General features: G+C 33.8%; 22 protein-coding genes. 20 read left to right on the top strand and 2 right to left on the bottom strand.

Translation table 11 applies throughout. The features are described 5' to 3' along the window. The first annotated feature begins 9 nt into the window (after window positions 1-9). The 20 genes from ACFQ0R_RS06070 to ACFQ0R_RS06165 all read left to right on the top strand — a co-directional run bounded on the left by ACFQ0R_RS06070 (window position 10) and on the right by ACFQ0R_RS06165 (window position 19,338). Complete coding sequence (locus tag ACFQ0R_RS06070) at window positions 10-1,239, top strand: HD domain-containing protein (RefSeq protein ID WP_379657497.1); 1,230 nt, start codon at window positions 10-12, stop codon at window positions 1,237-1,239. A gap of 24 nt (window positions 1,240-1,263) precedes the next feature. Further along, on the top strand, window positions 1,264-2,298 hold the full coding sequence (gene lpxD / locus ACFQ0R_RS06075; protein ID WP_379657498.1) for a UDP-3-O-(3-hydroxymyristoyl)glucosamine N-acyltransferase: 1,035 nt from the start codon (window positions 1,264-1,266) through the stop codon (window positions 2,296-2,298). Next, a complete protein-coding gene (locus ACFQ0R_RS06080; protein WP_379657499.1) occupies window positions 2,285-3,679 on the top strand; it encodes a bifunctional UDP-3-O-[3-hydroxymyristoyl] N-acetylglucosamine deacetylase/3-hydroxyacyl-ACP dehydratase in 1,395 nt (464 codons plus the stop codon). Before lpxD ends, ACFQ0R_RS06080 begins: the two co-directional genes overlap by 14 nt. A 1-nt stretch (window position 3,680) precedes the next feature. Continuing rightward, a complete protein-coding gene (lpxA, locus tag ACFQ0R_RS06085) occupies window positions 3,681-4,463 on the top strand; it encodes an acyl-ACP--UDP-N-acetylglucosamine O-acyltransferase (protein WP_379657500.1) in 783 nt (260 codons plus the stop codon). A 6-nt stretch (window positions 4,464-4,469) separates the two neighbouring features. Then, the gene (gene efp, locus ACFQ0R_RS06090; protein ID WP_379657501.1) at window positions 4,470-5,036 is read left to right on the top strand and encodes an elongation factor P; all 567 of its coding nucleotides are present in this window, start codon (window positions 4,470-4,472) and stop codon (window positions 5,034-5,036) included. 5 nt (window positions 5,037-5,041) lie between these two features. Further along, window positions 5,042-5,977, top strand: coding sequence for a UDP-3-O-(3-hydroxymyristoyl)glucosamine N-acyltransferase (locus ACFQ0R_RS06095; RefSeq protein ID WP_379657502.1), 936 nt, complete (start codon window positions 5,042-5,044; stop codon window positions 5,975-5,977). Beyond that, window positions 5,974-6,384, top strand: coding sequence for a hypothetical protein (locus ACFQ0R_RS06100; RefSeq protein WP_379657503.1), 411 nt, complete (start codon window positions 5,974-5,976; stop codon window positions 6,382-6,384). Before ACFQ0R_RS06095 ends, ACFQ0R_RS06100 begins: the two co-directional genes overlap by 4 nt. Before the next feature lie 74 nt (window positions 6,385-6,458). Beyond that, window positions 6,459-7,334 (top strand): succinate--CoA ligase subunit alpha, encoded by an 876-nt coding sequence (sucD, locus tag ACFQ0R_RS06105; protein WP_379657504.1) that lies wholly within the window; start codon window positions 6,459-6,461, stop codon window positions 7,332-7,334. 63 nt (window positions 7,335-7,397) lie between these two features. Next, the gene (gene fabG, locus ACFQ0R_RS06110; RefSeq protein ID WP_379657505.1) at window positions 7,398-8,144 is read left to right on the top strand and encodes a 3-oxoacyl-[acyl-carrier-protein] reductase; all 747 of its coding nucleotides are present in this window, start codon (window positions 7,398-7,400) and stop codon (window positions 8,142-8,144) included. Between the two features lie 132 nt (window positions 8,145-8,276). Further along, window positions 8,277-10,166 (top strand): hypothetical protein, encoded by a 1,890-nt coding sequence (locus tag ACFQ0R_RS06115; RefSeq protein WP_379657506.1) that lies wholly within the window; start codon window positions 8,277-8,279, stop codon window positions 10,164-10,166. A gap of 11 nt (window positions 10,167-10,177) precedes the next feature. Next, window positions 10,178-10,993: a prohibitin family protein gene (locus ACFQ0R_RS06120; protein WP_379657507.1), complete on the top strand. Its 816-nt coding sequence runs from the start codon at window positions 10,178-10,180 to the stop codon at window positions 10,991-10,993. Between the two features lie 206 nt (window positions 10,994-11,199). Then, window positions 11,200-12,057, top strand: a complete 858-nt coding sequence (gene hisG / locus ACFQ0R_RS06125; protein ID WP_379657508.1) for an ATP phosphoribosyltransferase — start codon at window positions 11,200-11,202, stop codon at window positions 12,055-12,057. After that, window positions 12,057-13,346, top strand: a complete 1,290-nt coding sequence (hisD, locus tag ACFQ0R_RS06130; protein WP_379657509.1) for a histidinol dehydrogenase — start codon at window positions 12,057-12,059, stop codon at window positions 13,344-13,346. The genes hisG and hisD overlap by 1 nt, the downstream gene beginning before the upstream one ends. Before the next feature lie 9 nt (window positions 13,347-13,355). Then, complete coding sequence (gene hisC / locus ACFQ0R_RS06135; RefSeq protein WP_379657510.1) at window positions 13,356-14,396, top strand: histidinol-phosphate transaminase; 1,041 nt, start codon at window positions 13,356-13,358, stop codon at window positions 14,394-14,396. After that, a complete protein-coding gene (gene hisB, locus ACFQ0R_RS06140) occupies window positions 14,393-15,526 on the top strand; it encodes a bifunctional histidinol-phosphatase/imidazoleglycerol-phosphate dehydratase HisB (protein ID WP_379657511.1) in 1,134 nt (377 codons plus the stop codon). The genes hisC and hisB overlap by 4 nt, the downstream gene beginning before the upstream one ends. A gap of 101 nt (window positions 15,527-15,627) precedes the next feature. Next, window positions 15,628-16,218, top strand: a complete 591-nt coding sequence (hisH, locus tag ACFQ0R_RS06145) for an imidazole glycerol phosphate synthase subunit HisH (protein ID WP_379657512.1) — start codon at window positions 15,628-15,630, stop codon at window positions 16,216-16,218. A 123-nt stretch (window positions 16,219-16,341) separates the two neighbouring features. Next, entirely contained in the window at window positions 16,342-17,067 is a 726-nt protein-coding gene (gene hisA, locus ACFQ0R_RS06150; protein ID WP_379657513.1) for a 1-(5-phosphoribosyl)-5-[(5-phosphoribosylamino)methylideneamino]imidazole-4-carboxamide isomerase, read from the top strand. 11 nt (window positions 17,068-17,078) lie between these two features. Further along, the gene (hisF, locus tag ACFQ0R_RS06155; protein ID WP_379657514.1) at window positions 17,079-17,834 is read left to right on the top strand and encodes an imidazole glycerol phosphate synthase subunit HisF; all 756 of its coding nucleotides are present in this window, start codon (window positions 17,079-17,081) and stop codon (window positions 17,832-17,834) included. A gap of 100 nt (window positions 17,835-17,934) precedes the next feature. Beyond that, the gene (gene hisIE / locus ACFQ0R_RS06160) at window positions 17,935-18,537 is read left to right on the top strand and encodes a bifunctional phosphoribosyl-AMP cyclohydrolase/phosphoribosyl-ATP diphosphatase HisIE (protein ID WP_379657515.1); all 603 of its coding nucleotides are present in this window, start codon (window positions 17,935-17,937) and stop codon (window positions 18,535-18,537) included. 15 nt (window positions 18,538-18,552) lie between these two features. Continuing rightward, complete coding sequence (locus tag ACFQ0R_RS06165) at window positions 18,553-19,338, top strand: tRNA pseudouridine synthase A (RefSeq protein WP_379657516.1); 786 nt, start codon at window positions 18,553-18,555, stop codon at window positions 19,336-19,338. Here the strand turns inward: ACFQ0R_RS06165 and corA are convergent. Together corA and ACFQ0R_RS06175 are read right to left on the bottom strand one after the other, a co-directional pair. Continuing rightward, complete coding sequence (gene corA, locus ACFQ0R_RS06170; protein WP_379657517.1) at window positions 19,335-20,444, bottom strand: magnesium/cobalt transporter CorA; 1,110 nt, start codon at window positions 20,442-20,444, stop codon at window positions 19,335-19,337. The two genes, ACFQ0R_RS06165 and corA, sit on opposite strands and share 4 nt — an antisense overlap. Continuing rightward, entirely contained in the window at window positions 20,425-20,829 is a 405-nt protein-coding gene (locus ACFQ0R_RS06175) for a glyoxalase (protein ID WP_379657518.1), read from the bottom strand. Before ACFQ0R_RS06175 ends, corA begins: the two co-directional genes overlap by 20 nt. Between the last annotated feature and the right edge of the window lie 95 nt (window positions 20,830-20,924).

Here is a 20,924-nt window from a genome sequence, read left to right on the forward strand (position 1 = left end):
AAAATTGATTTGAACCAAAGGAACAAACTTAAAATAATAAACGATCCTATTTATGGATTTATTACCATTCCAAGTGCTTTAATTTTCGATCTTATTGAACATCCATATTTTCAAAGATTAAGGAGAATTACTCAAATGGGATTATCCCATTTAGTATATCCTGGAGCAAATCATACTAGGTTTCATCATGCTTTGGGCTGTCTACATCTCATGAAGAAATCAATTGAAATATTAAAATCCAAAGGAGTTGATATTACAGAAGAGGAAGAGGAAGCTGTTCAAATCGCTATTCTACTTCATGACATAGGTCATGGCCCTTTTTCCCATGCGTTAGAACATTCTATCGTCAGTGATATTTCTCATGAGTATCTTTCACTCAAATTCATGCACCAACTGAACTCAGAATTCAACGGACAATTGTCACTTGCTATTGATATTTTTAGAGGAAATCATGAGAAAAACTTTCTTTGCCAGTTAATTTCAAGCCAGCTAGATATAGATCGTTTAGATTATTTGAAACGCGATAGTTTTTACACAGGTGTTGCTGAAGGCAATATTAACAGTGAACGGCTTATTAATATGCTGAATGTGGTTGATGACCAACTTGTTGTTGAAGAAAAGGGGATTTATTCCATAGAAAAATTTCTTGTAGGTAGACGTCTCATGTATTGGCAAGTCTATTTACACAAAACCAGCCTTTGTGCTGAGCAAATATTAATAAGATTGCTGCGTCGAGCCAAATTTGTTTTTGAAACAACCAACGAAAAAATTGAAAATTCTACCTTAAATTATTTTTTAAGGCATAAAATAAATTCTGAAAGTTTTGATGAGTCGACTCTTGAATTATTTTCAAAGCTAGATGATTATGATATAATTTCAGCTCTAAAGGTTTGGCAAAATCATGAAGATTTTGTCCTAAGTAAACTGAGTCAAATGATTCTAAACCGTGATTTACTTAAAATTAAATTAAAAAACGAACCCATAGATCCTCAAAAACTTGAGAAATATTTAAAAAAAGCAAGTAGTTATTTTAATATTTCAGAATCTGAAGCAGAGTATTTCGTCTTTGAGGGTTCTACATCAAATTTGGCTTACCAGCCTGATAAAGAACATATTAATATATGGTATAAAAATGGAAAAATTAAAGATGTATCCTCAGCTTCTGATCAATTAAATTTAAAAGCTTTGTCAAAAGCTGTTGTGAAAAACTACATATGTTACCCAAAATCCAATAATTAACCGTTTTTTTCTATTTTTGCCACGATGAAATTTACAGCTCAACAAATAGCCGATATATTAGACGGAACAATCGAGGGAAATCCAGATGCAGAAGTCGACAAGCTTTCCAAAATTGAGGAAGGTGTAAAAGGGTCGTTAACCTTTCTGTCTAATCCAAAATACACCCCATACATATATGAAACTGAAGCCAGTATTTGTATAGTTAATAAAACCTTTGAAAAAAATCAACCAGTATCTACAACACTCATTAAAGTTGAAGATTCCTATGAAGCTTTCTCCAAACTTTTAGAAGTCTACAACCAAATCAAATTGGATAAAAAGGGTATAGAAACTCCAAGTTCAATTTCTGATTCTGCAAAGTTAGGTGATGAGATTTATGTGGGTGCATTTGCTTACATTGGAGAAAACGTTATCATTGGAAATAAAGTGAAAATTTATCCTAATGTCTATATAGGTGACAATGTAACTATTGGGGATAACGTCACAATATTTGCAGGTAGTAAAATTTATTCTGAAACTCAAATTGGCAGTCACTGCACATTTCATAGTGGTGTAATTATTGGAGCAGATGGGTTTGGATTCTCGCCTTCAGATAATGGAGAATATTCAAAAATTCCACAAATAGGAAATGTAATTATCGAAGATCACGTAGATATAGGTGCTGCTACAACTATAGATAGAGCAACTCTAGGTTCAACAATTATAAGGAAAGGAGTAAAGTTGGATAACCAAATCCAAATTGCTCACAATGTAGAAATTGGTGAAAACACAGCAATTGCCGCACAAACGGGAATAGCCGGATCAAGCAAAATCGGCAGTAATTGCCTTATAGGCGGACAAGTTGGTATCGCTGGACATATTAAAATTGGAGATCGAGTAAAAATTCAAGCTCAAACTGGAGTTGGAAGGAACGTAAAAGATGGCGAAGCTATACAAGGCTCTCCAGCTTTTGGATATAGCGATTTTAATAAATCTTATGTTCATTTTAGAAATTTCCCGAAAATCGTGAACCGTATAGACACTATTGAAAAACAACTTTCCAAGAATGAAAATAATTAATCAAACTACCATAAAAAAGGAGTTTTCTCTTCACGGAGTAGGACTTCACACTGGTCAAAACGTTACCCTTACATTCAAACCAGCCCCTATAAACCATGGATTTTCTTTCAAAAGAATAGATCTTGAAGGCGAGCCTATTATCCCTGCAGATGCAAGTTTAGTCACCAGTACCGATAGAGGAACTAGTCTTGAGAAAAACGGGGTTATTATACAAACATCTGAGCATGTTCTTGCAGCTTGTGTTGGTTTGGGTATAGATAATGTTCTTTTAGAACTTAATGCATCAGAACCTCCCATTATGGACGGTTCTTCAAAGTTTTTTGTTGAAGCCCTAGAAAAAGCTGGAATTGAAGAGCAGGATGCTCCTAGAGATGAATTTATTGTAGAAGACGTCATTTCCTTTAAAGATGATGAAACAGGTTCTGAAATTATTGTGATGCCTTCAAATGAGTATCAAGTCACAACAATGGTAGACTTTGGAACAAAAGTATTAGGAACCCAGAATGCTTATCTTAATACGATGAGTGATTTCAAAAAAGAAATTGCTGATTCTAGAACCTTCAGTTTCTTGCATGAACTAGAAGCTATGCTTGCAAATGGTCTTATAAAAGGTGGAGACTTAAACAATGCAATTGTTTACGTGGATAAAGAACTTTCACCAGATACTATGGAAAGTTTGAAAAAAGCATTTGGCAAAGATAAAATATCAATTAAGCCAAATGGAATTCTAGATAATCTTACACTTCACTACCCTAATGAAGCGGCTAGACATAAGTTACTGGATGTAATTGGAGATTTAGCTCTAGTAGGAACTCATATTAGGGGAAAAGTAATAGCTAATAAACCTGGACATACAATAAATACTCAGTTTGCTAAAAAGTTAGCTAAGATTATTAAAGTTGAAAAACGAAATAAGGTTCCTAAGTTTGATCTCAACAAGCCACCTCTTTATGATGTGACTGAAATTATGAACAGACTTCCACACAGACCACCGTTTTTACTTGTGGATAAAATATTTGAATTAACAGATAAGTCTGTTATAGGAACAAAAAACGTAACCATGAATGAGCCTTTTTTTGTAGGTCATTTTCCTGGTAAACCAGTAATGCCAGGTGTTCTTCAGATAGAAGCAATGGCTCAAACTGGAGGTATTTTAGCTTTAAGTACAGTAGAAGATCCTGAAAACTATCTGACTTACTTTATCAAAATCGATAATGTCAAGTTCAAACAGCAAGTGGTCCCTGGAGACACACTTATATTCAAATTGGAGCTTATTTCTCCTATACGTCGTGGAATTTGTCATATGCAGGGCTATGCTTACGCAAATGATAAATTGGCTTGTGAAGCAGAACTCATGGCTCAAATTGTAAAATCAAAATAACATGAATCAACCCCTAGCATACGTTCACCCTGGAGCAAAAATTGCAAAAAATGTGGTGATAGAACCCTTTACGACTATTCATAATAACGTAGAAATTGGCGAAGGCACTTGGATTGGTTCTAACGTTACTATCATGGAAGGTGCTCGCATAGGTAAAAATGTGAGTATTTTTCCAGGAGCAGTCATTTCTGCTGTTCCACAGGATAAAAAGTTTGAAGACGAAGATACTATCACTGAAATTGGAGATAACACAACTATTCGAGAATGTGTGACGATCAATAGAGGAACTAGCGATAAAATGAAAACCAAAGTTGGTAAAAACTGTTGGATCATGGCCTATTGTCATATTGCTCATGATTGTATTGTTGGAGACAATTGTGTATTTTCCAACAACAGTACTCTGGCAGGACATATTGTAGTTGGTGATTATGCCGTCCTTGCAGGTATGGCTGCTGTACAGCAGTTTTGTAGTATTGGACGTCATGCTTTTATCACTGGTGGTTCGTTGGTAAGAAAAGATGTTCCTCCATTTGTAAAAGCTGGTAGAGAACCATTATCTTATGTTGGAATTAACTCTGTTGGATTAAGACGTCGAGGATTTGACACTGATAAAATAAGAGAAATTCAAAACATTTATAGAATTCTCTATCAGAAAAACTACAACAATAGTCAGGCTGTTTCTATTATTGAAGCTGAAATGGAAGCAACTCCAGAACGAGATGAAATACTTCAGTTTATAAAAGATTCCCAAAGAGGAATAATGAAAGGATATTTTTCAAACTAAAAAATTATGGCTACAACAAGCGACATTAGAAATGGATTGTGCATAAGATACAATCATGATATATTTAAAGTAATTGAGTTTTTGCATGTGAAACCTGGTAAAGGACCAGCTTTCGTAAGAACAAAACTTAAAAGCGTAACTACAGGAAAAGTTATTGATAATACCTTTTCTGCAGGTCACAAAATTGAAGAAGTAAGGGTAGAAACTCATAAATATCAGTTTTTATATCAAGAAGGTGAATTTTATCACTTTATGCATGTGGAAGATTTTACACAAATTAGACTGCTTGAAGCGGCTTTGGATATGCCAAATTTGCTAAAGGAAGGGGAGGTTGTGACGATTTTGATAAATACAGAAGATAATCTACCACTTTCTGTAGATATGCCGCCACATGTTGTTTTAGAAGTAACTCAAACTGAACCTGGTCTTAAAGGAAATACAGCTACAAATGCTACAAAACCTGCAACATTAGAAACAGGTGCAGAAGTTAATGTTCCTCTATTCATAAATGAAGGTGATAAAGTAAAAGTTGAAACTGAAAAGGGAACTTACAAAGAGCGAATCAAAGAATAAGTTAAATGAAGTTTCCACAACCACAAAGTCTTCAACAGATTTCTAAGCTCATCAATGCTGAATTTGTCGGTGAACCAGATTTTGAAATTTTAGGAATTAATGAAATTCATGTCGTAGAGCATGGAGATATTGTATTTGTAGATCATCCTAAATATTACGATAAAGCTTTAGAGTCTAAGGCTAGTGTGGTGCTTATCAATAAAAAAGTAGATTGCCCTGAAGGCAAAGCACTTTTGATTTCAGAAGATCCTTTCACCGACTTTAATAAAATCACGGCTCATTTTTCTCCTTTTAAAGGCTCAAGCCAGGCGTTATCAAATTCTGCAAAGATTGGAGCAAATACGATTATTCAGCCTAATGTTTTTATTGGGAATCATGTGAAAATTGGAGATAATTGTATCATTCACAGTAATGTTTGTATTTATGATGGTGTTGAAATCGGAAATAACGTTCAAATACATGCCGGTGTAGTTCTTGGAGCAGACGCTTTTTATTACAAAAATAGACCAACGCATCACGATAAACTTCTTTCTGGCGGTAGTATTAAAATTGAAAATAATGTTGAGTTAGGAGCGCTTTGTACTATAGATAAGGGTGTTTCTGGAGTAACTACTATAGGTGAAGGGACCAAACTTGATAATCAAGTCCAAGTTGGTCACGATACGATAATCGGAAAAAAATGTCTTATCGCATCACAAACCGGTATTGCTGGATGTGTCGTAGTTGAAGATGAAGTTACTATTTGGGGGCAAGTTGGAATAGCAAGCGGATTGACCATTGGTAAAAAGGCAATTATTTTAGCTCAATCTGGAATTAGTAAAAATCTAAAACCTAATACTACTTACTTTGGAACTCCAGCAGATGATATTAAGAAAAAGTATAGAGAATTAGGTTATATAAGCAGAATCCCAGAAATCATTCAAAAATTGAAGAATTTATGAGTTCAGATAACAAAAAATTGGTTAAAAATTTTTTCACATCGAAGTATTATAGAAATACAGCCGATTTTGAAAAGTATATTCATCCTAAAATTAAGATAGATTGGAACAGTAGCAAGGGTTTTTTTCAATTTGACTATGATAAATTCAAATCAATGTCTACTGAAATGGGAAAATCTTTTGAAAATATGTCACCAGAATTCTCTCATTTGTTAGAAGAAAAAAATAAGGTTTGTGCAAGATTTACTTACAATGTTGAAACCATGGAATCTCAAGATCTTATTGGTTTAGCAGATTTTTTCAGCATTTGGGAGATTAAAAATAATCAACTTTACAGGGGTTATATTATGTCTCAACCCATCGACGATGGCTTAGATGACATTTTATCTTTTATAAATGACCATTATTAAGCAATTAAATACTTAATAATTTTTAAGGCTCGTCCTAAAAAATTACTTTTGTTCAACATAAATTAAACATACTTATGAGCGTTTTAGTAAATAAAGATTCAAAAATAATTGTTCAAGGCTTTACAGGGAGTGAAGGCTCTTTTCATGCAGAACAAATGATAGATTACGGTACCAACATAGTTGGTGGTGTTACTCCAGGTAAAGGCGGTACTAAACACTTAGGAAAGCCAGTTTTCAATACTGTATCTGATGCTGTTGAAAAAGCTGGAGCAGATACTACTATCATTTTTGTTCCCCCAGCATTTGCTGCAGATGCAATAATGGAAGCCGCTGACGCTGGTATTAAAGTCATTATCACTATTACTGAAGGTATTCCTGTTAAGGATATGATTAAAGCTTCAGATTACATTAAAGATAAGGATTGCAGACTAATTGGACCTAACTGTCCTGGTGTTATTACTCCAGGTGAAGCTAAAGTTGGCATCATGCCAGGTTTTGTTTTCAAAAAAGGTAAAGTAGGTATTGTTTCTAAATCTGGAACATTGACTTATGAAGCTGCAGATCAAGTTGTAAAAGAAGGGTTTGGAATAACAACAGCTATTGGAATTGGAGGAGATCCTATCATTGGAACAACTACCAAAGATGCTGTAGAAATGCTTGTTGGTGATCCAGACACAGAGTGTGTCGTTATGATTGGAGAAATCGGTGGACAACTAGAAGCAGAAGCTGCTAAGTGGTATAAAGATAGTGGTAGTAAAAAACCTGTGATTGGTTTCATCGCTGGTGAAACAGCTCCTGCTGGAAGAACAATGGGACATGCTGGTGCAATTGTAGGTGGAAGTGAAGATACTGCACAGGCAAAGAAAAAAATTCTAAAAGATTCTGGAATTCACGTCGTAGATTCACCTGCTGAAATTGGTAAAAAAGTAGCAGAAGTTTTATCTAAATAATACTATTGTACAAAAGCCTTTGTTTGTAAAACAAGGGCTTTTTATATTTTAACTTAAAGCTTTATGAAATTACTCGACTCAAAAAATGTTATTATTACTGGCGGTAGCCGTGGAATTGGAAAAGGCATTGCCGAAGTTTTTGCTAAACACGGAGCCAATGTAGCCTTTACTTATAATTCGTCTGCAAGCTCTGCTCAAGAATTAGAAGAACACTTAAAGACTTTTGGGGTTAAAGCAAAAGCCTACCAATCTGATGCTTCAGATTTTGATCAAGCTCAAAAACTGTCTGATGATATCATTAAAGACTTTGGTAGTATTGATGTGCTGATAAACAATGCAGGAATTACTAAAGATAATTTGTTGATGAGGATGAGTGAAGATGATTTTGATAAAGTTATCAAAATCAATTTGAACTCTGTTTTTAATTTAACTAAAGCTGTTTTAAGACCGATGTTAAAGCAAAGACATGGTAGCATTATCAATATAAGTTCTGTCGTTGGTATTAAGGGTAATGCTGGCCAAGCTAACTATTCTGCTTCCAAAGCTGGAATTATTGGATTTTCAAAATCTGTCGCTCTAGAGCTAGGTTCAAGGAATATCCGTTCCAACGTCGTTGCTCCTGGTTTTATTGAAACCGAAATGACAAAAAAGCTTGACGAAAAAACTGTAGAGGGATGGAGGCAAGCTATTCCTTTAAAACGTGGAGGACAACCCGAAGATATCGCAAATGCTTGTGTTTTTCTTGCTAGTGACATGAGTTCTTATATCACAGGACAAACCTTAAGCGTTGATGGAGGGATGTTAACCTAATAAATAATGATGACAAGTCAACTTTTGCTCTTGCTTTTTCTAAATTTTGCATGTGCATCAAGTTTGACATTGATTTTATATCGAAATATTCTTAAAGACAAAACTCAAAGAGTCCTCGCACTTTTTAGATTTTTGTCTTTTTTTTTGTTGGGACTTTTACTTATTAATCCCAAAATAGACACCACTACTTACAGCCTCGAAAAACCAAAATTAGTTTTAGCGTTTGATAACTCTGAATCTATAGAAAAATTAGGCTCTCTTTCAGAATTAAATCAATTCGTTAATCAGCTTAGAAATGATAACGAATTGAACGAGAGTTATGATGTTGACTTCATAAGCTTTGGGTCTGACTTAAATTCCCTTACAGATAGCTTGTCTTTCTCTGAAACCTCTACAGATCTTTCTAAAGTTATTGACTACATTAATACTTTAGATGAACCTAAAACTTCTTTTGTGTTGGTGACAGATGGAAACCAAAGTTTGGGTGAGGATTACAATTTCAAGTCTTTCAATTCTAATGTTTTAGCAAATGTTCTGGTCTTAGGTGATACAGCTAGTTACCGAGATACAAAAATTGACTTAGTCAACGTCAATAATTACGCATATTTCAAAAATAAATTTCCTGTTGAAGTTTTTGTAAGTCAAAATACCCCTGAATTAAGTGTTCAAACTTTAAAAATTAGTCAGGATGATAGAGTTATAGCTTCTAAAACCCTTGAAATTCCATCTGATGGCTCATTAAGAACTGAATTTCTTTTAAAGGCCGAACCTGTTGGGGTGAAGGTTTTGAAAGTAGAACTAGAGGTACTTTCAGAAGAGAAAAATAAAATCAATAATCAAAAAACAGTATCTGTAGACGTTATAGATTCAAGGTCGAAAATACTTTTGGTTTCAGATCTAATTCATCCAGATATAGGATTTTTCAATAGAGTTTTGGAATCTAATAAAGAATTAGAATTCGAGTATAAGACAACCGATGACGCAATAGAACTTTCAGAATATGATTTGTTTATTTTCTATCAGCCTCAAGCTTCATTTCAGAATTTAATCACAGAAGTTAAAGAAAAAGGAATAAATTATTTTATCATAGGTGGATCACATACCAATTATAACCTTTTGAATAGCTTAAATCTTGGTTTCCAAAAAGAACTGATTTCTTCTACTGAAGAATATTCATCAGTTTTGAATCCTGATTTCAGTTTATTTCTCGTCAGTAATATAAACTTTAAGAATTACCCACCCCTTAAGGACAAGTTTGGTGACATAAAGTTGAATAAGAATTATTCAACTTTACTAGAGAAAGAGTTAAACGGAATCAATGTAGAATCTCCTTTATGGATCTTTAAAACTGAAAATAGCGTCAAACAATCAGTTTTGTTTGGAGAGAATTTTTGGCGTTGGAGAGCTAAGCATTTTGTTGATAATTCTTCGTTTATCAAATTTGATCAGAACTTTCAGAAAATCGTTCAGTTTTTATCTCAAGCAAAATCAAAAAACACGCTCAGGGTTGAAGTTGAACCTGTTATAAATTCAGGAGACAATAAATTTTTAAAAGTAAGTTACTACAATGTCAATTATGAAAGTGATACGCGTTCTGATTTTGATATACGGTTTGAAAACAAGGATTCTGGTGACACTAAAACTTTAAGATTGATAAAAGGAGATAATCAGTATACATTAGACTTATCAAAGTTAGAGCCAGGAAATTATTCCTATAAAATTCAAAGTTCAGAAGTTGAACTTACAAAAGAAGGTCGGTTACAGGTTTTAGATTATTCAAGTGAAATGCAGTTTAAAAATGCTGATATACAAAGTCTTCAGAAACTTGTTTCAAAAGAAAATTTATACACTTTCTCTAAACGAGCTGAATTAATTTCTAAGTTGAAAGAAGAAAAGCCTAAATCAATACAAAAATCTATCAGAAATTCACAGAGTTTAATCAATTTTGAATGGCTTATCTTTTTATTAGTCTTAACTTTGAGTTTAGAATGGTTTTTTAGAAAATATAAAGGCCTAATTTAAATTTTATTACTATGGAAAGATTACCTAAAGCGATTGTACCCATCATTATAGTTGTCGTTATCGCTATTATTTTTATTGCTAACTCTACTGTGAATATTAATTCTGGTGAAGCTGGAGTTTTGTTTAAAAGATTTGGAGGAGGTGTTGTTACAGATGAAGCTCCCATGAAAGAAGGGTTTCATATTGTTGCTCCCTGGAATACTGTATTTGTTTATGAAGTAAGACAGCAAACAATAGATGAGTCTATGCAAGTTCTGTCATCTAATGGTTTGGATATCAAACTGGATGCAACAATTTGGTTTGAACCAACTTATGATCAGTTAGGTTTATTGCACAAAGAAAGAGGAGATAAGTATATATCGCGTTTGATTCAACCAGCGGTAAGATCTGCGACTAGAACAGTTGTTGGCCGTTACAAACCTGAAGAATTATACGCACAAAAAAGAGAGTCTATTCAAAACGAAATGTATGATGAAACTCAGCAACTGTTGAAAAATCAATATGTTCAGGTTAATAGAATTCTAGTGAGAGATGTATCTCTTCCTCCTACGATTAAACAAGCTATTGAGCGAAAATTAAAGCAAGAGCAGGAATCTTTGGAGTATGAATTTCGTTTAGAAAAAGCTACCAAAGAGAAGCAACGTGTAGAAATTGAAGCAGAAGGTAAAGCCAGAGCAAACGAAATTTTGAGTGCTTCTCTTACTGATAAAATTCTTCAAGAAAAAGGAATACAAGCTACTATTGAGTTATCTAAATCAGAAAACTCTAAAGTCATTGTAATTGGTTCTGGAAAAGATGGAATGCCAATCATCTTGGGCAACAATTAATTTTCTCTTAAAAACTGAAAAGCATTTTAAGAATTCAATATTTAGTTTAAATTTGCAAAGCAATGAAACTATACCATCTACATCATTATTTACCTAGCTCGCTCAATGCGGTTGGAGTGTAATATGTAGAGTTAACACATATACAAAACCCGTTTGAGCATTTAGCTTTAACGGGTTTTTTAATTTTAAAATTTGAACAAGTAAACATGGAAAAACTAAGAATTGCTATCCAAAAATCAGGAAGATTGCACGATGAATCTTTAAAGATTTTAAAAGATTGTGGAATCTCTATTAATAATGGCAGAGATCAATTGAAAGTAGATGCTTCCAATTTCCCTCTAGAAATATTTTATTTGAGAAATGGAGACATTCCTCAGTATTTGAGAGATGGAATTGCTGATTTAGCGATTGTTGGAGAAAATTTACTTCATGAAAAAGGGGAAGATTTATTAATTCAGAAGCGACTGGGATTTTCAAAATGTAAAGTTTCTCTTGCCATTCCTAAACAATCCGATTACAAAGGTGTAAAAGACCTCGAAGGCAAGCAGATTGCTACATCTTATCCAAACACGCTTCAGAAATTTCTAGATAAGCATAATGTTAATGCCAATATTCATATAATTAATGGCTCTGTAGAAATAGCACCAAATATAGGTCTAGCCGATGCTATATGTGATATCGTTTCTAGTGGAAGTACGCTTTTCAAAAACAATCTGAAGGAGTCTGATATTATTTTGAAAAGTGAGGCTGTTCTAACAAGTTCTCCTAATTTAAATGCTGAAAAACAAATTCTCCTTGATAAACTTTTATTTAGGATAAATGCCGTTTTAAGAGCTGAAAATTCTAAATACGTACTTCTGAATGCTCCCAACGATAAGCTTGATGAAATCATCAAAATTTTACCTGGTATGAAGAGTCCAACGGTAATGCCACTTGCAGAAACCAACTGGAGTTCTGTGCACACTGTTATTCAACAAGAAAAGTTTTGGGATATTATAGATGAGCTGAAATCAGCTGGAGCTGAAAGTATTCTTGTAAGTCCAATAGAAAAAATGATTTTATAATGAAAACGATTCAATTTCCGAAGAAAAAAGACTGGGCTGAATTATTGAAAAGACCCACTCGGACGTTTAAAGATATCGAAACTACTGTAGATGATATTTTCAAAAACATTCAGCAAAGTGGGGATGAAGCGGTATTGAAGTACACCAGTATGTTCGATGGCGTGGATTTGAAAAATTTTGAAGTAAGCAATGCTGATATTGAAAATGCTCAAAGCCAAGTTTCAGATGAATTAAAATCTGCTATAAAACTAGCTAAATCGAATATTCACAAGTTCCACGAGGCTCAGAAAACCGAGCCAGTTAAAATTGAAACCCAGCCAGGAGTGACTTGCTGGCAAGCCAAAAAACCTATCCAGAAAGTAGGTTTATATATTCCAGGCGGAACCGCCCCCTTATTTTCAACTATTCTGATGTTAGCAGTTCCTGCAAAAATTGCAGGTTGTAATGAAATTGTTTTGTGCACACCTCCAGACAAGCAGGGCAATATTAATCCTGTAACTTTATATACCGCTCAACTTTGTGGAATTGATAAAGTTTTCAAAGTTGGTGGTATACAAGCGATAGGCGCTATGACGTTCGGTACAGAAACTATTCCCAAAGTTTATAAAATCTTTGGACCTGGAAACCAGTATGTCACCGTTGCTAAGCAAGTCGCGACAACTTTTGATGTCGCTATTGATATGCCGGCTGGACCATCAGAACTCTTAGTAGTAGCCGATGAGAGTGCAAATCCAGAATTTGTAGCTTCAGACTTATTAAGTCAGGCTGAACACGGATTTGATTCTCAAGTAGTTTTAGTTTCAACCGATGAAGCAACGATTGACAAGGTGAAAATAGCTATCGATAATCAATTGAAAGACCTTCCAAGAAAAGAGATGGCAGCTAAAGCGATAGAAAATTCAAAATTTGTTTTGGTGAAAGACAAAGCATCAGCTTTAGAACTAATTGATTATTATGGTCCAGAACACTTTATCATATCTACAAAAGACGATGATTATTTTGTTGAAAGAATCAATAATGCCGGTTCTGTATTCATTGGGAAATATACACCAGAAAGTGCTGGGGATTACGCTTCTGGCACGAACCATACGCTGCCAACCAATGGTTATGCAAAGCAATACAGTGGTGTAAACTTAGATAGTTTCAATAAAGCGATTACTTACCAAAAAATAACAGAAGAAGGTATCAGAAGTATCGGTGAAGCAGTAGAGCTCATGGCTGAAGCAGAAGGTTTGCAGGCTCACAAAAATGCGATGACTTTGCGAAGAAATGAGGTTGAAAATAAATAATACTGGAAAATGAAGTTAGATAACCTGATAAGAAAAAATGTAAAAAATATGTCGGCTTATTCTTCTGCAAGGGATGAATTCAATGCTGGCGCTGAGGATTATTTATTTCTAGATGCGAATGAAAATCCATTCAATTCGGATTATAATCGCTATCCTGATCCTTATCAACATGAGTTGAAAGCTGCCATTTCTGAAATAAAACAAATTCCAAAAGAAAATATTTTACTTGGAAACGGTAGCGATGAAGTTTTAGATTTGATTTTTAGAGCATTTTGTGAGCCTAAAGAAGATGAAATCATCACTATGCCTCCAACCTATGGGATGTACGAGGTTTTAGCAAACCTAAACAACATCAAAACTGTTTCAGTTCCTTTGAAAACAGGCTTTCAGATTGATGTCGACTCTGTTTTCTCTTCAATCACTAAACAGACTAAATTAATCTTTATCTGTTCTCCAAATAATCCTTCTGGAAATCTTCTTCAGATCAACGATATCAAAAGCATTTTAGATGAATTTTCTGGATTGGTGGTAATTGATGAAGCTTATATCGATTTTGCCGCTAACAGCTCATTTATTTCAGAATTGAATGACTATCCTAATTTAATCATTACCCAGACCTTCTCTAAAGCTCTTGCTCACGCTGGAATACGCGTAGGAATGTGTTTTGCTAGTGAACGAATTATTTCAGTGCTGAACAAGATTAAGCCTCCTTACAACATTAATCAGTTAAGTCAAAAAATGGCTATAGATGTGATTAAAAATTATGAAATCTACTTATTTCAGGTAGAGATTATAAAATCTGAACGTGAAATTCTTTCAGAAGCTTTTAAAAACATAAGTTGGATTGAGCACATTTATCCTTCAGAATCTAATTTCTTACTCTGCAAGGTTGATAATGCTAATTACAGATATGATCAGCTTTTAGAACAAAAAATAGTAGTGAGAAACAGAACAAATCAGCACCTTTGCGAAAATTGTTTGAGGTTTACCGTAGGAACTCCAGAACAAAATCAAACTTTATTAGAAGCTTTAAAACAACTTAATTTATGAAAAAAATTTTATTTATAGATAGAGATGGAACGCTCATCAAAGAACCAGCAGATGAGCAAATTGATAGTTTTGAAAAGTTAGATTTCTATCCCGAAGTGTTTACATATATGAGTAAAATCGCTTCAGAATTGGATTACGAATTGGTGATGATTACTAATCAAGATGGTCTGGGTACGGACGTATACCCTGAACATACTTTCTGGCCTGTCCAAAATTTTATTATTCATACATTTGAAAATGAAGGTGTTCACTTTGAAGATGTGTATATTGATAAAACCTTTCCAGAAGAAAATGCGCCTACAAGAAAGCCAAAAACAGGTTTATTGACTAAATATTTTGAGTCTGATTACGATCTTGAAAACTCATTTGTTATCGGTGATCGAATGACCGATGTGGAATTAGCTAAAAACCTTGGTGCTAAAGGCATTTTTATCGATAATAAAACTAATTTAGGTGAAGGAGAAACCGAGAATTCTGATTCTGAATTGGAGTCTTTTGTTGCCTTGAGGACGAATTCGTGGAAAGAAATTTACAGTTTTCTAAAGTTAGAAACGAGATCAGCCAGTTTAAAACGTACTACTAAAGAAACCGATATTGAAGTCAGGATTAACCTTGATGGTACTGGGAAAAGTGATATTTCTACTGGAATTCACTTTTTCGATCATATGATAGATCAAATTGCTCGACACGGTCATGTCGATATTAAATTAACAGCTAAAGGAGACCTAAAAGTTGATGAACACCATACCATAGAAGACGTAGCTATTGTTTTGGGAGAAGTTTTTGCAAAAGCCATAGGAAACAAACTTGGCATTGAACGTTATGGATTCTGTTTACCGATGGACGATAGCTTAGCACAAGTTGCTATTGACTTTGGAGGAAGAAATTGGTTAGTCTGGAATACTGAATTTAAGAGAGAAAAAATTGGTGAAATGCCAACAGAAATGTTTATGCACTTTTTCAAATCCTTTACTGACGGTGCTAAATGTAATCTAAACATAAAAGCTGAAGGCGATAACGAGCATCACAAAATTGAGGCTATTTTCAAAGCTTTTGCCAAATCAATAAAAATGGCAGTGAAACGCGATGCAGAAAAAATGATTTTACCAAGTACAAAAGGACAACTTTAGATGAAACCGACATGATTAAAATACTCATTAGACATTCTGTAAAATGAATATTTTAGTCATAAAAGTTTACATGTGACCTTTAAAAAAATATAAAAAAACACATGAAAATAGCTATTATAGATTACGGTGCGGGTAATGTGAAAAGTATAGAATTTGCATTGCAGCGCTTAGGTTACGAGTCAAAATTAACAAGTGATGCTCAAACGATTAAATCTGCAGATCGAGTTATTTTTCCAGGTGTTGGTGAAGCAAGTAGTGCCATGAACATGTTGAAAAATACTGGACTGGACACTGTAATACCAAATTTGAAACAACCTGTTTTAGGAATATGTCTTGGTATGCAATTGATGTGTAAACATTGCGAAGAAGGCGATACTAAGGGACTTGACATATTTGATGTCGATGTGATTAAATTCAATACGGATTTAAAAGTCCCGCAAGTAGGATGGAATATTATTTTTGACTTGAAATCGGATTTATTTAAAGACATTGAAGAAAACTCTTATATGTATTTGGTACACAGTTATTATGTTCCAAATCACAAAAACAGTATTGCTTCAACAGATTATGGTTTAAAATATAGCGTAGCGCTTCATAAAGACAATTTCTATGGAGTTCAATTTCATCCAGAGAAGTCTGGAAAAATTGGTGAACAGATTTTGAAAAATTTTATTTTGAACAGTAGTAACTAATTAGCATTAAGTAAAGTGTAAGAGGTGTGAAGGCATTCCGTAAAATCAAGTTAAAACTTATAAAAGAGCCAAAATCCACTGAAAACTAACCACGAATAAAGACGATTAACGAACAACGATAACATGAGAATAATACCAGCCATAGATATCATTGAAGGTCAGTGTGTAAGACTTTCCAAGGGTGATTACGACACTAAAAAAGTTTATAATGAAAACCCACTAGAAGTGGCGAAAGCTTTTGAGGATAGCGGTATTGAATTTTTACATCTCGTAGATCTGGATGGTGCAAAATCAAAGCATATCGTTAACCACAAGATTCTTGAAAAAATAGCAACACAAACAAATTTGAAAATCGATTTTGGAGGCGGATTAAAATCTGATAAAGATTTAAAAATTGCTTTTGAAAGCGGTGCTCAACAAATTACAGGAGGAAGTATTGCAGTTTCCAACAAGGCCTTATTTTTGGATTGGGTATCTAAATTTGGTTCTCAGAAAATTATTCTTGGAGCCGATGCTAAAGATGGAAAAATTGCCACTGGAGGTTGGAAAGAATCTTCAGACCTTCAAATTGAGAAATTTATCAAGGATTTTGTAAATGAAGGTATTGAATATGTGATTTCGACAGATATTTCCAAAGATGGCATGTTAGAAGGACCTTCAGTAGATTTATATAGATCTATTCTTAAAAATAATCCTGATCTTAAACTTATTGCTTCAGGCGGTATATCAAAACTTCAAGATTTAGAAGAAGTTTTCGAAATTGGTTGTGAGGGCGTAATCATAGGTAAAGCTATTTACGAGAATAGGATTAGCTTGAAAGAATTAGAAAAATTTGTTTTAGAACACTAAAAGAAAAGACTTTGCTTACAAAAAGAATTATACCTTGTTTGGATATTAAAAACGGTCGCACTGTAAAGGGCGTCAATTTTGTAGAACTCCGAGATGCTGGAGATCCAGTAGAATTAGCCAAAATATATGCTGATAATTATGCAGATGAATTGGTGTTTTTGGACATTTCAGCGACAGAGGAACGAAGAAAGACTCTAGCTAAGCTAGTCGAAGAAATCGCTAAGCATATCAATATTCCCTTCACCGTTGGTGGTGGAATATCCTCAGTAGAAGATGTTGCATTGCTCCTAAAATCTGGTGCAGATAAAGTGTCAATCAATTCTGCAGCGGTAAAAAATCCCCAATTAATATCAGAAGTAGCTAAGCGCTTTGGGTCTCAATGTGTTGTTGTTGCAATTGACGCTAAGCAAATTGACGGTAACTGGAAAGTACATTTAGTAGGAGGGAAGCAACCTACAGATATTGATTTATTTGAATGGGCAAAGGAAGTTCAGGAATTGGGTGCAGGAGAAATTCTGTTTACCTCTATGGATAATGACGGCACCAAAGCTGGCTTCGCAAACGAAGCTTTAGCAAAATTATCTGAAGAACTCCATATTCCAATCATCGCTTCTGGTGGTGCAGGAAATGTTAAACACTTCGAAGATACATTTAAGTTTGGCAAAGCAGATGCAGCTTTGGCAGCAAGCGTTTTTCACTTTAAGGAAATTGATATTCCTGACTTGAAAAAGGAATTAAAAGCAAACGGAATTTCTATCAGAATATAACATTATAAATTTCTATAATTGTTCTAAGTTTAATGCCACTTCTAGTCCCACGAAACTTAGGACAAAAGTCATTAATCTTAGTCTATTAAAACATTTACTTATGACTATTGAATTCAACAAAAATAAAGATGGCTTAGTTCCAGCAATTGTACAGGATGCGGTAACTAAAACTGTATTGATGCTAGGGTACATGAATGAAGAAGCCTACAAAAAAACACTGGATACCAAAATGGTAACTTTTTACAGCCGTAGCAAAAATAGATTGTGGACTAAGGGAGAAGAAAGTGGTAATACTTTGGATTTAGTAGATATAAAAGTAGATTGTGATAATGATACGTTGCTTGTCAGCGTTCATCCCAACGGGCCTACTTGTCACAAAGGAACAGATACATGCTGGAAAGAAGATAATGAAACCACTTTTGGTTTTTTAACTCATTTAGAAAACACGATTACACAACGTAAGGAAGAAGGCAAACCAGACGAAAGTTATGTGGCGAGTCTTTTTGAAAAAGGTGTTAATAAAATTGCTCAAAAAGTAGGAGAAGAGGCTGTAGAAGTGGTTATTGAAGCCAAAGATAAAAATGATGAATTGTTTTTAAATGAAAGTGCAGATTTGCTTTTTCATTACCTCATTTTACTTCAGCAGAAAGGTTTCAAATTAAAAGATGTTGAAGATATTTTAAAGTTTAGAATCAAGAAATAGCTTTAACTCCGTATTATGCAGTATAAACGGTTCTACTATCTTATTCAACTTCAATATTTAGGTTTTAGATATCATGGCTGGCAAAAGCAGCCAGATGTGCTCACCGTTGAACACATGCTCAGCAGAACGCTGAATTATATCTTGGAGGGTAAGCGTTTCAAAGTGATTGCCGCTGGCAGAACCGATGCTATGGTATCTGTAAATCAAACTTATGCCGAGATATTCATCTATGAAGATGAACTAAATTTAGATACCTTTCTTGAGGAGTTTAATAAAAACCTTCCTCAAGACATAAAGTGTCTTTCTATTAAAGAAACCACTGCAGGTTTTAATATCATTCAGCATCCTAAAGTGAAAGAATACCTCTATTTCTTTTGTATAAAAGAGAAAATGCATCCTTTTTGTGCACCATTGATGGTCAACCTTCAGGAAGATTTGGATATTCATCTCATGAAAAAAGGAGCGAAGTTATTTGAGGGGGAACATGATTTTTATTCTTTTACTTTCAGACCTAATCCCGAAACTCAAACCGAAGGTAAAATCGATGTTTGTGAACTGACAGAAAACTCGATTTATACCGCTAATTTCTTTCCAGAGCTTAGCTATGTTCTGAAGGTAGTAGGAGAGGGTTTTAAACGACAGCAAATACGATTGATGATGGGAGCGTTAATAGATCTTGGTAGACACAAAATCGATCTCGAAGAACTTGAAAAAATTATTGATGGTAAAAACAAAATAAAGCTTGAACATATAGCTCAAGCTTCAGGTCTAATTTTAAATAAGGTCTCACTAAAATCTTAAAACCAATTTTTTCTTTTGAAAAAGTAAATTAGAGCTAAAGTCATTATTAACATGACTGCTAATACAATAAAGTAAGCTGGTTTGTAACCAAGTTCTGGCATAAATTCAAAATTCATTCCATAAACACCAGCGATAAAGGTGAGCGGTATAAAAATAGAAGACATAATGGTGAGCACTTTCATCACCTGATTCATTTTATTACTTAGGCTACTCATATACATGTCCATCAACCCCCAAACGATTTCTCGATAGATATCAACGTTTTCAGTGACTTGCAAAATATGGTCATATAAATCTGCTATATAAGCTTTAGTAGATTGATCATATAGCTCATGCTTTGATATTTGTAGCTTTCTAATAAGTTCTTTAGCAGGGAAAATTGCTTTTCTAAGACTCAATATCTCTCTTTTTAGTGATTGAATCTCATTAGTTGAAGCATTATGGGCATCTTTCAAAATTCTATCTTCAAGATTTTCAGTTTTTTCTTCAATTGTTTCAGTGACATTATAATAATTGTCAACTACTGCATCTATAAGAGCATAGAAAAGATAATCTGTACCTCTTATACGAATCCTTCCAACTTTGTTATGAATACGTTCACGTATAGAATTGAAAATAGTATCCTGTGACTGTTGAAAAGAAATAATATAAGATTGATTGAAAACAATTCCAAAATGATTTTTAATCAATAAGCCGGCTTCATTGTGAAAAATCATTTTAAGAGCAAAGAATACATAATCGTCAAATTCATCCAATTTTGGCCTTTGCTTCGTATTAGCAATATCCTCAAGTATCAATGGATGAATATTAAGTAATGTACCTAGGTTGGCTAGTTTCTCGACATTATGAACACCTACAAAATTGATCCAGTGTTTAAATTCTGTTTCATGTGTGACCAATTCAAGTACTTTTTCAACAGAACAGTTATTATGGTAAATAACTTTTTCTTCATTAAAACTAATGACGTTAATAACTGTATCTTCAGAAGTTTCTTCTCCTACATAAGTTATTTTTCCTGGTATTTGATTCTGAATAGGCTTACGCTTTAGTTTTAAAGCTTTTGGATAGTGTAAATGTCTTAACGTATTATGCACTTTGTTTTTCAAAATATTGCGGTTGAGTTTGTAAACGTTCTTTGGTCAAATTAATAATTCTTTTATTTATTTCTGAAGAATTTTCGTGATAGAATTTGTATTCATCAATAGTGAAATGCCCCATAAAGACTCCTCTTATCAGGTTTTTGAACTTAGAATCTTTTTTTACTGTATTCTCGATGTAATTGAGTTTTTCTTCAGTTCCTAGTTTATAAAACACATTTTTATATCTTATGATATAATTTCCAAATATTGAAAGGATAAGCTCATTTTGAAATTTTGCAATGGGTCTTAAGGTTGAATTTTGAAAAGATTCTAAACTCAAAGTAGAAGCTTCAACTTTTGCTTTTGTAACTTCAGGTCGGATTTTCAATAATTGTCCGTCTCTTTCACTCATAATGCAAGTTTTTACTAAAGTAATCATTCTTTAGTGAAGTCACTTACTTTTAAATTCAATAGTTTTGCATAAAAAAAGCTGTCCCTCTTATGTTG

The sequence above is a fragment of the Psychroflexus salinarum genome (assembly GCF_042677225.1).
Classification (GTDB): domain Bacteria; phylum Bacteroidota; class Bacteroidia; order Flavobacteriales; family Flavobacteriaceae; genus Psychroflexus; species Psychroflexus salinarum.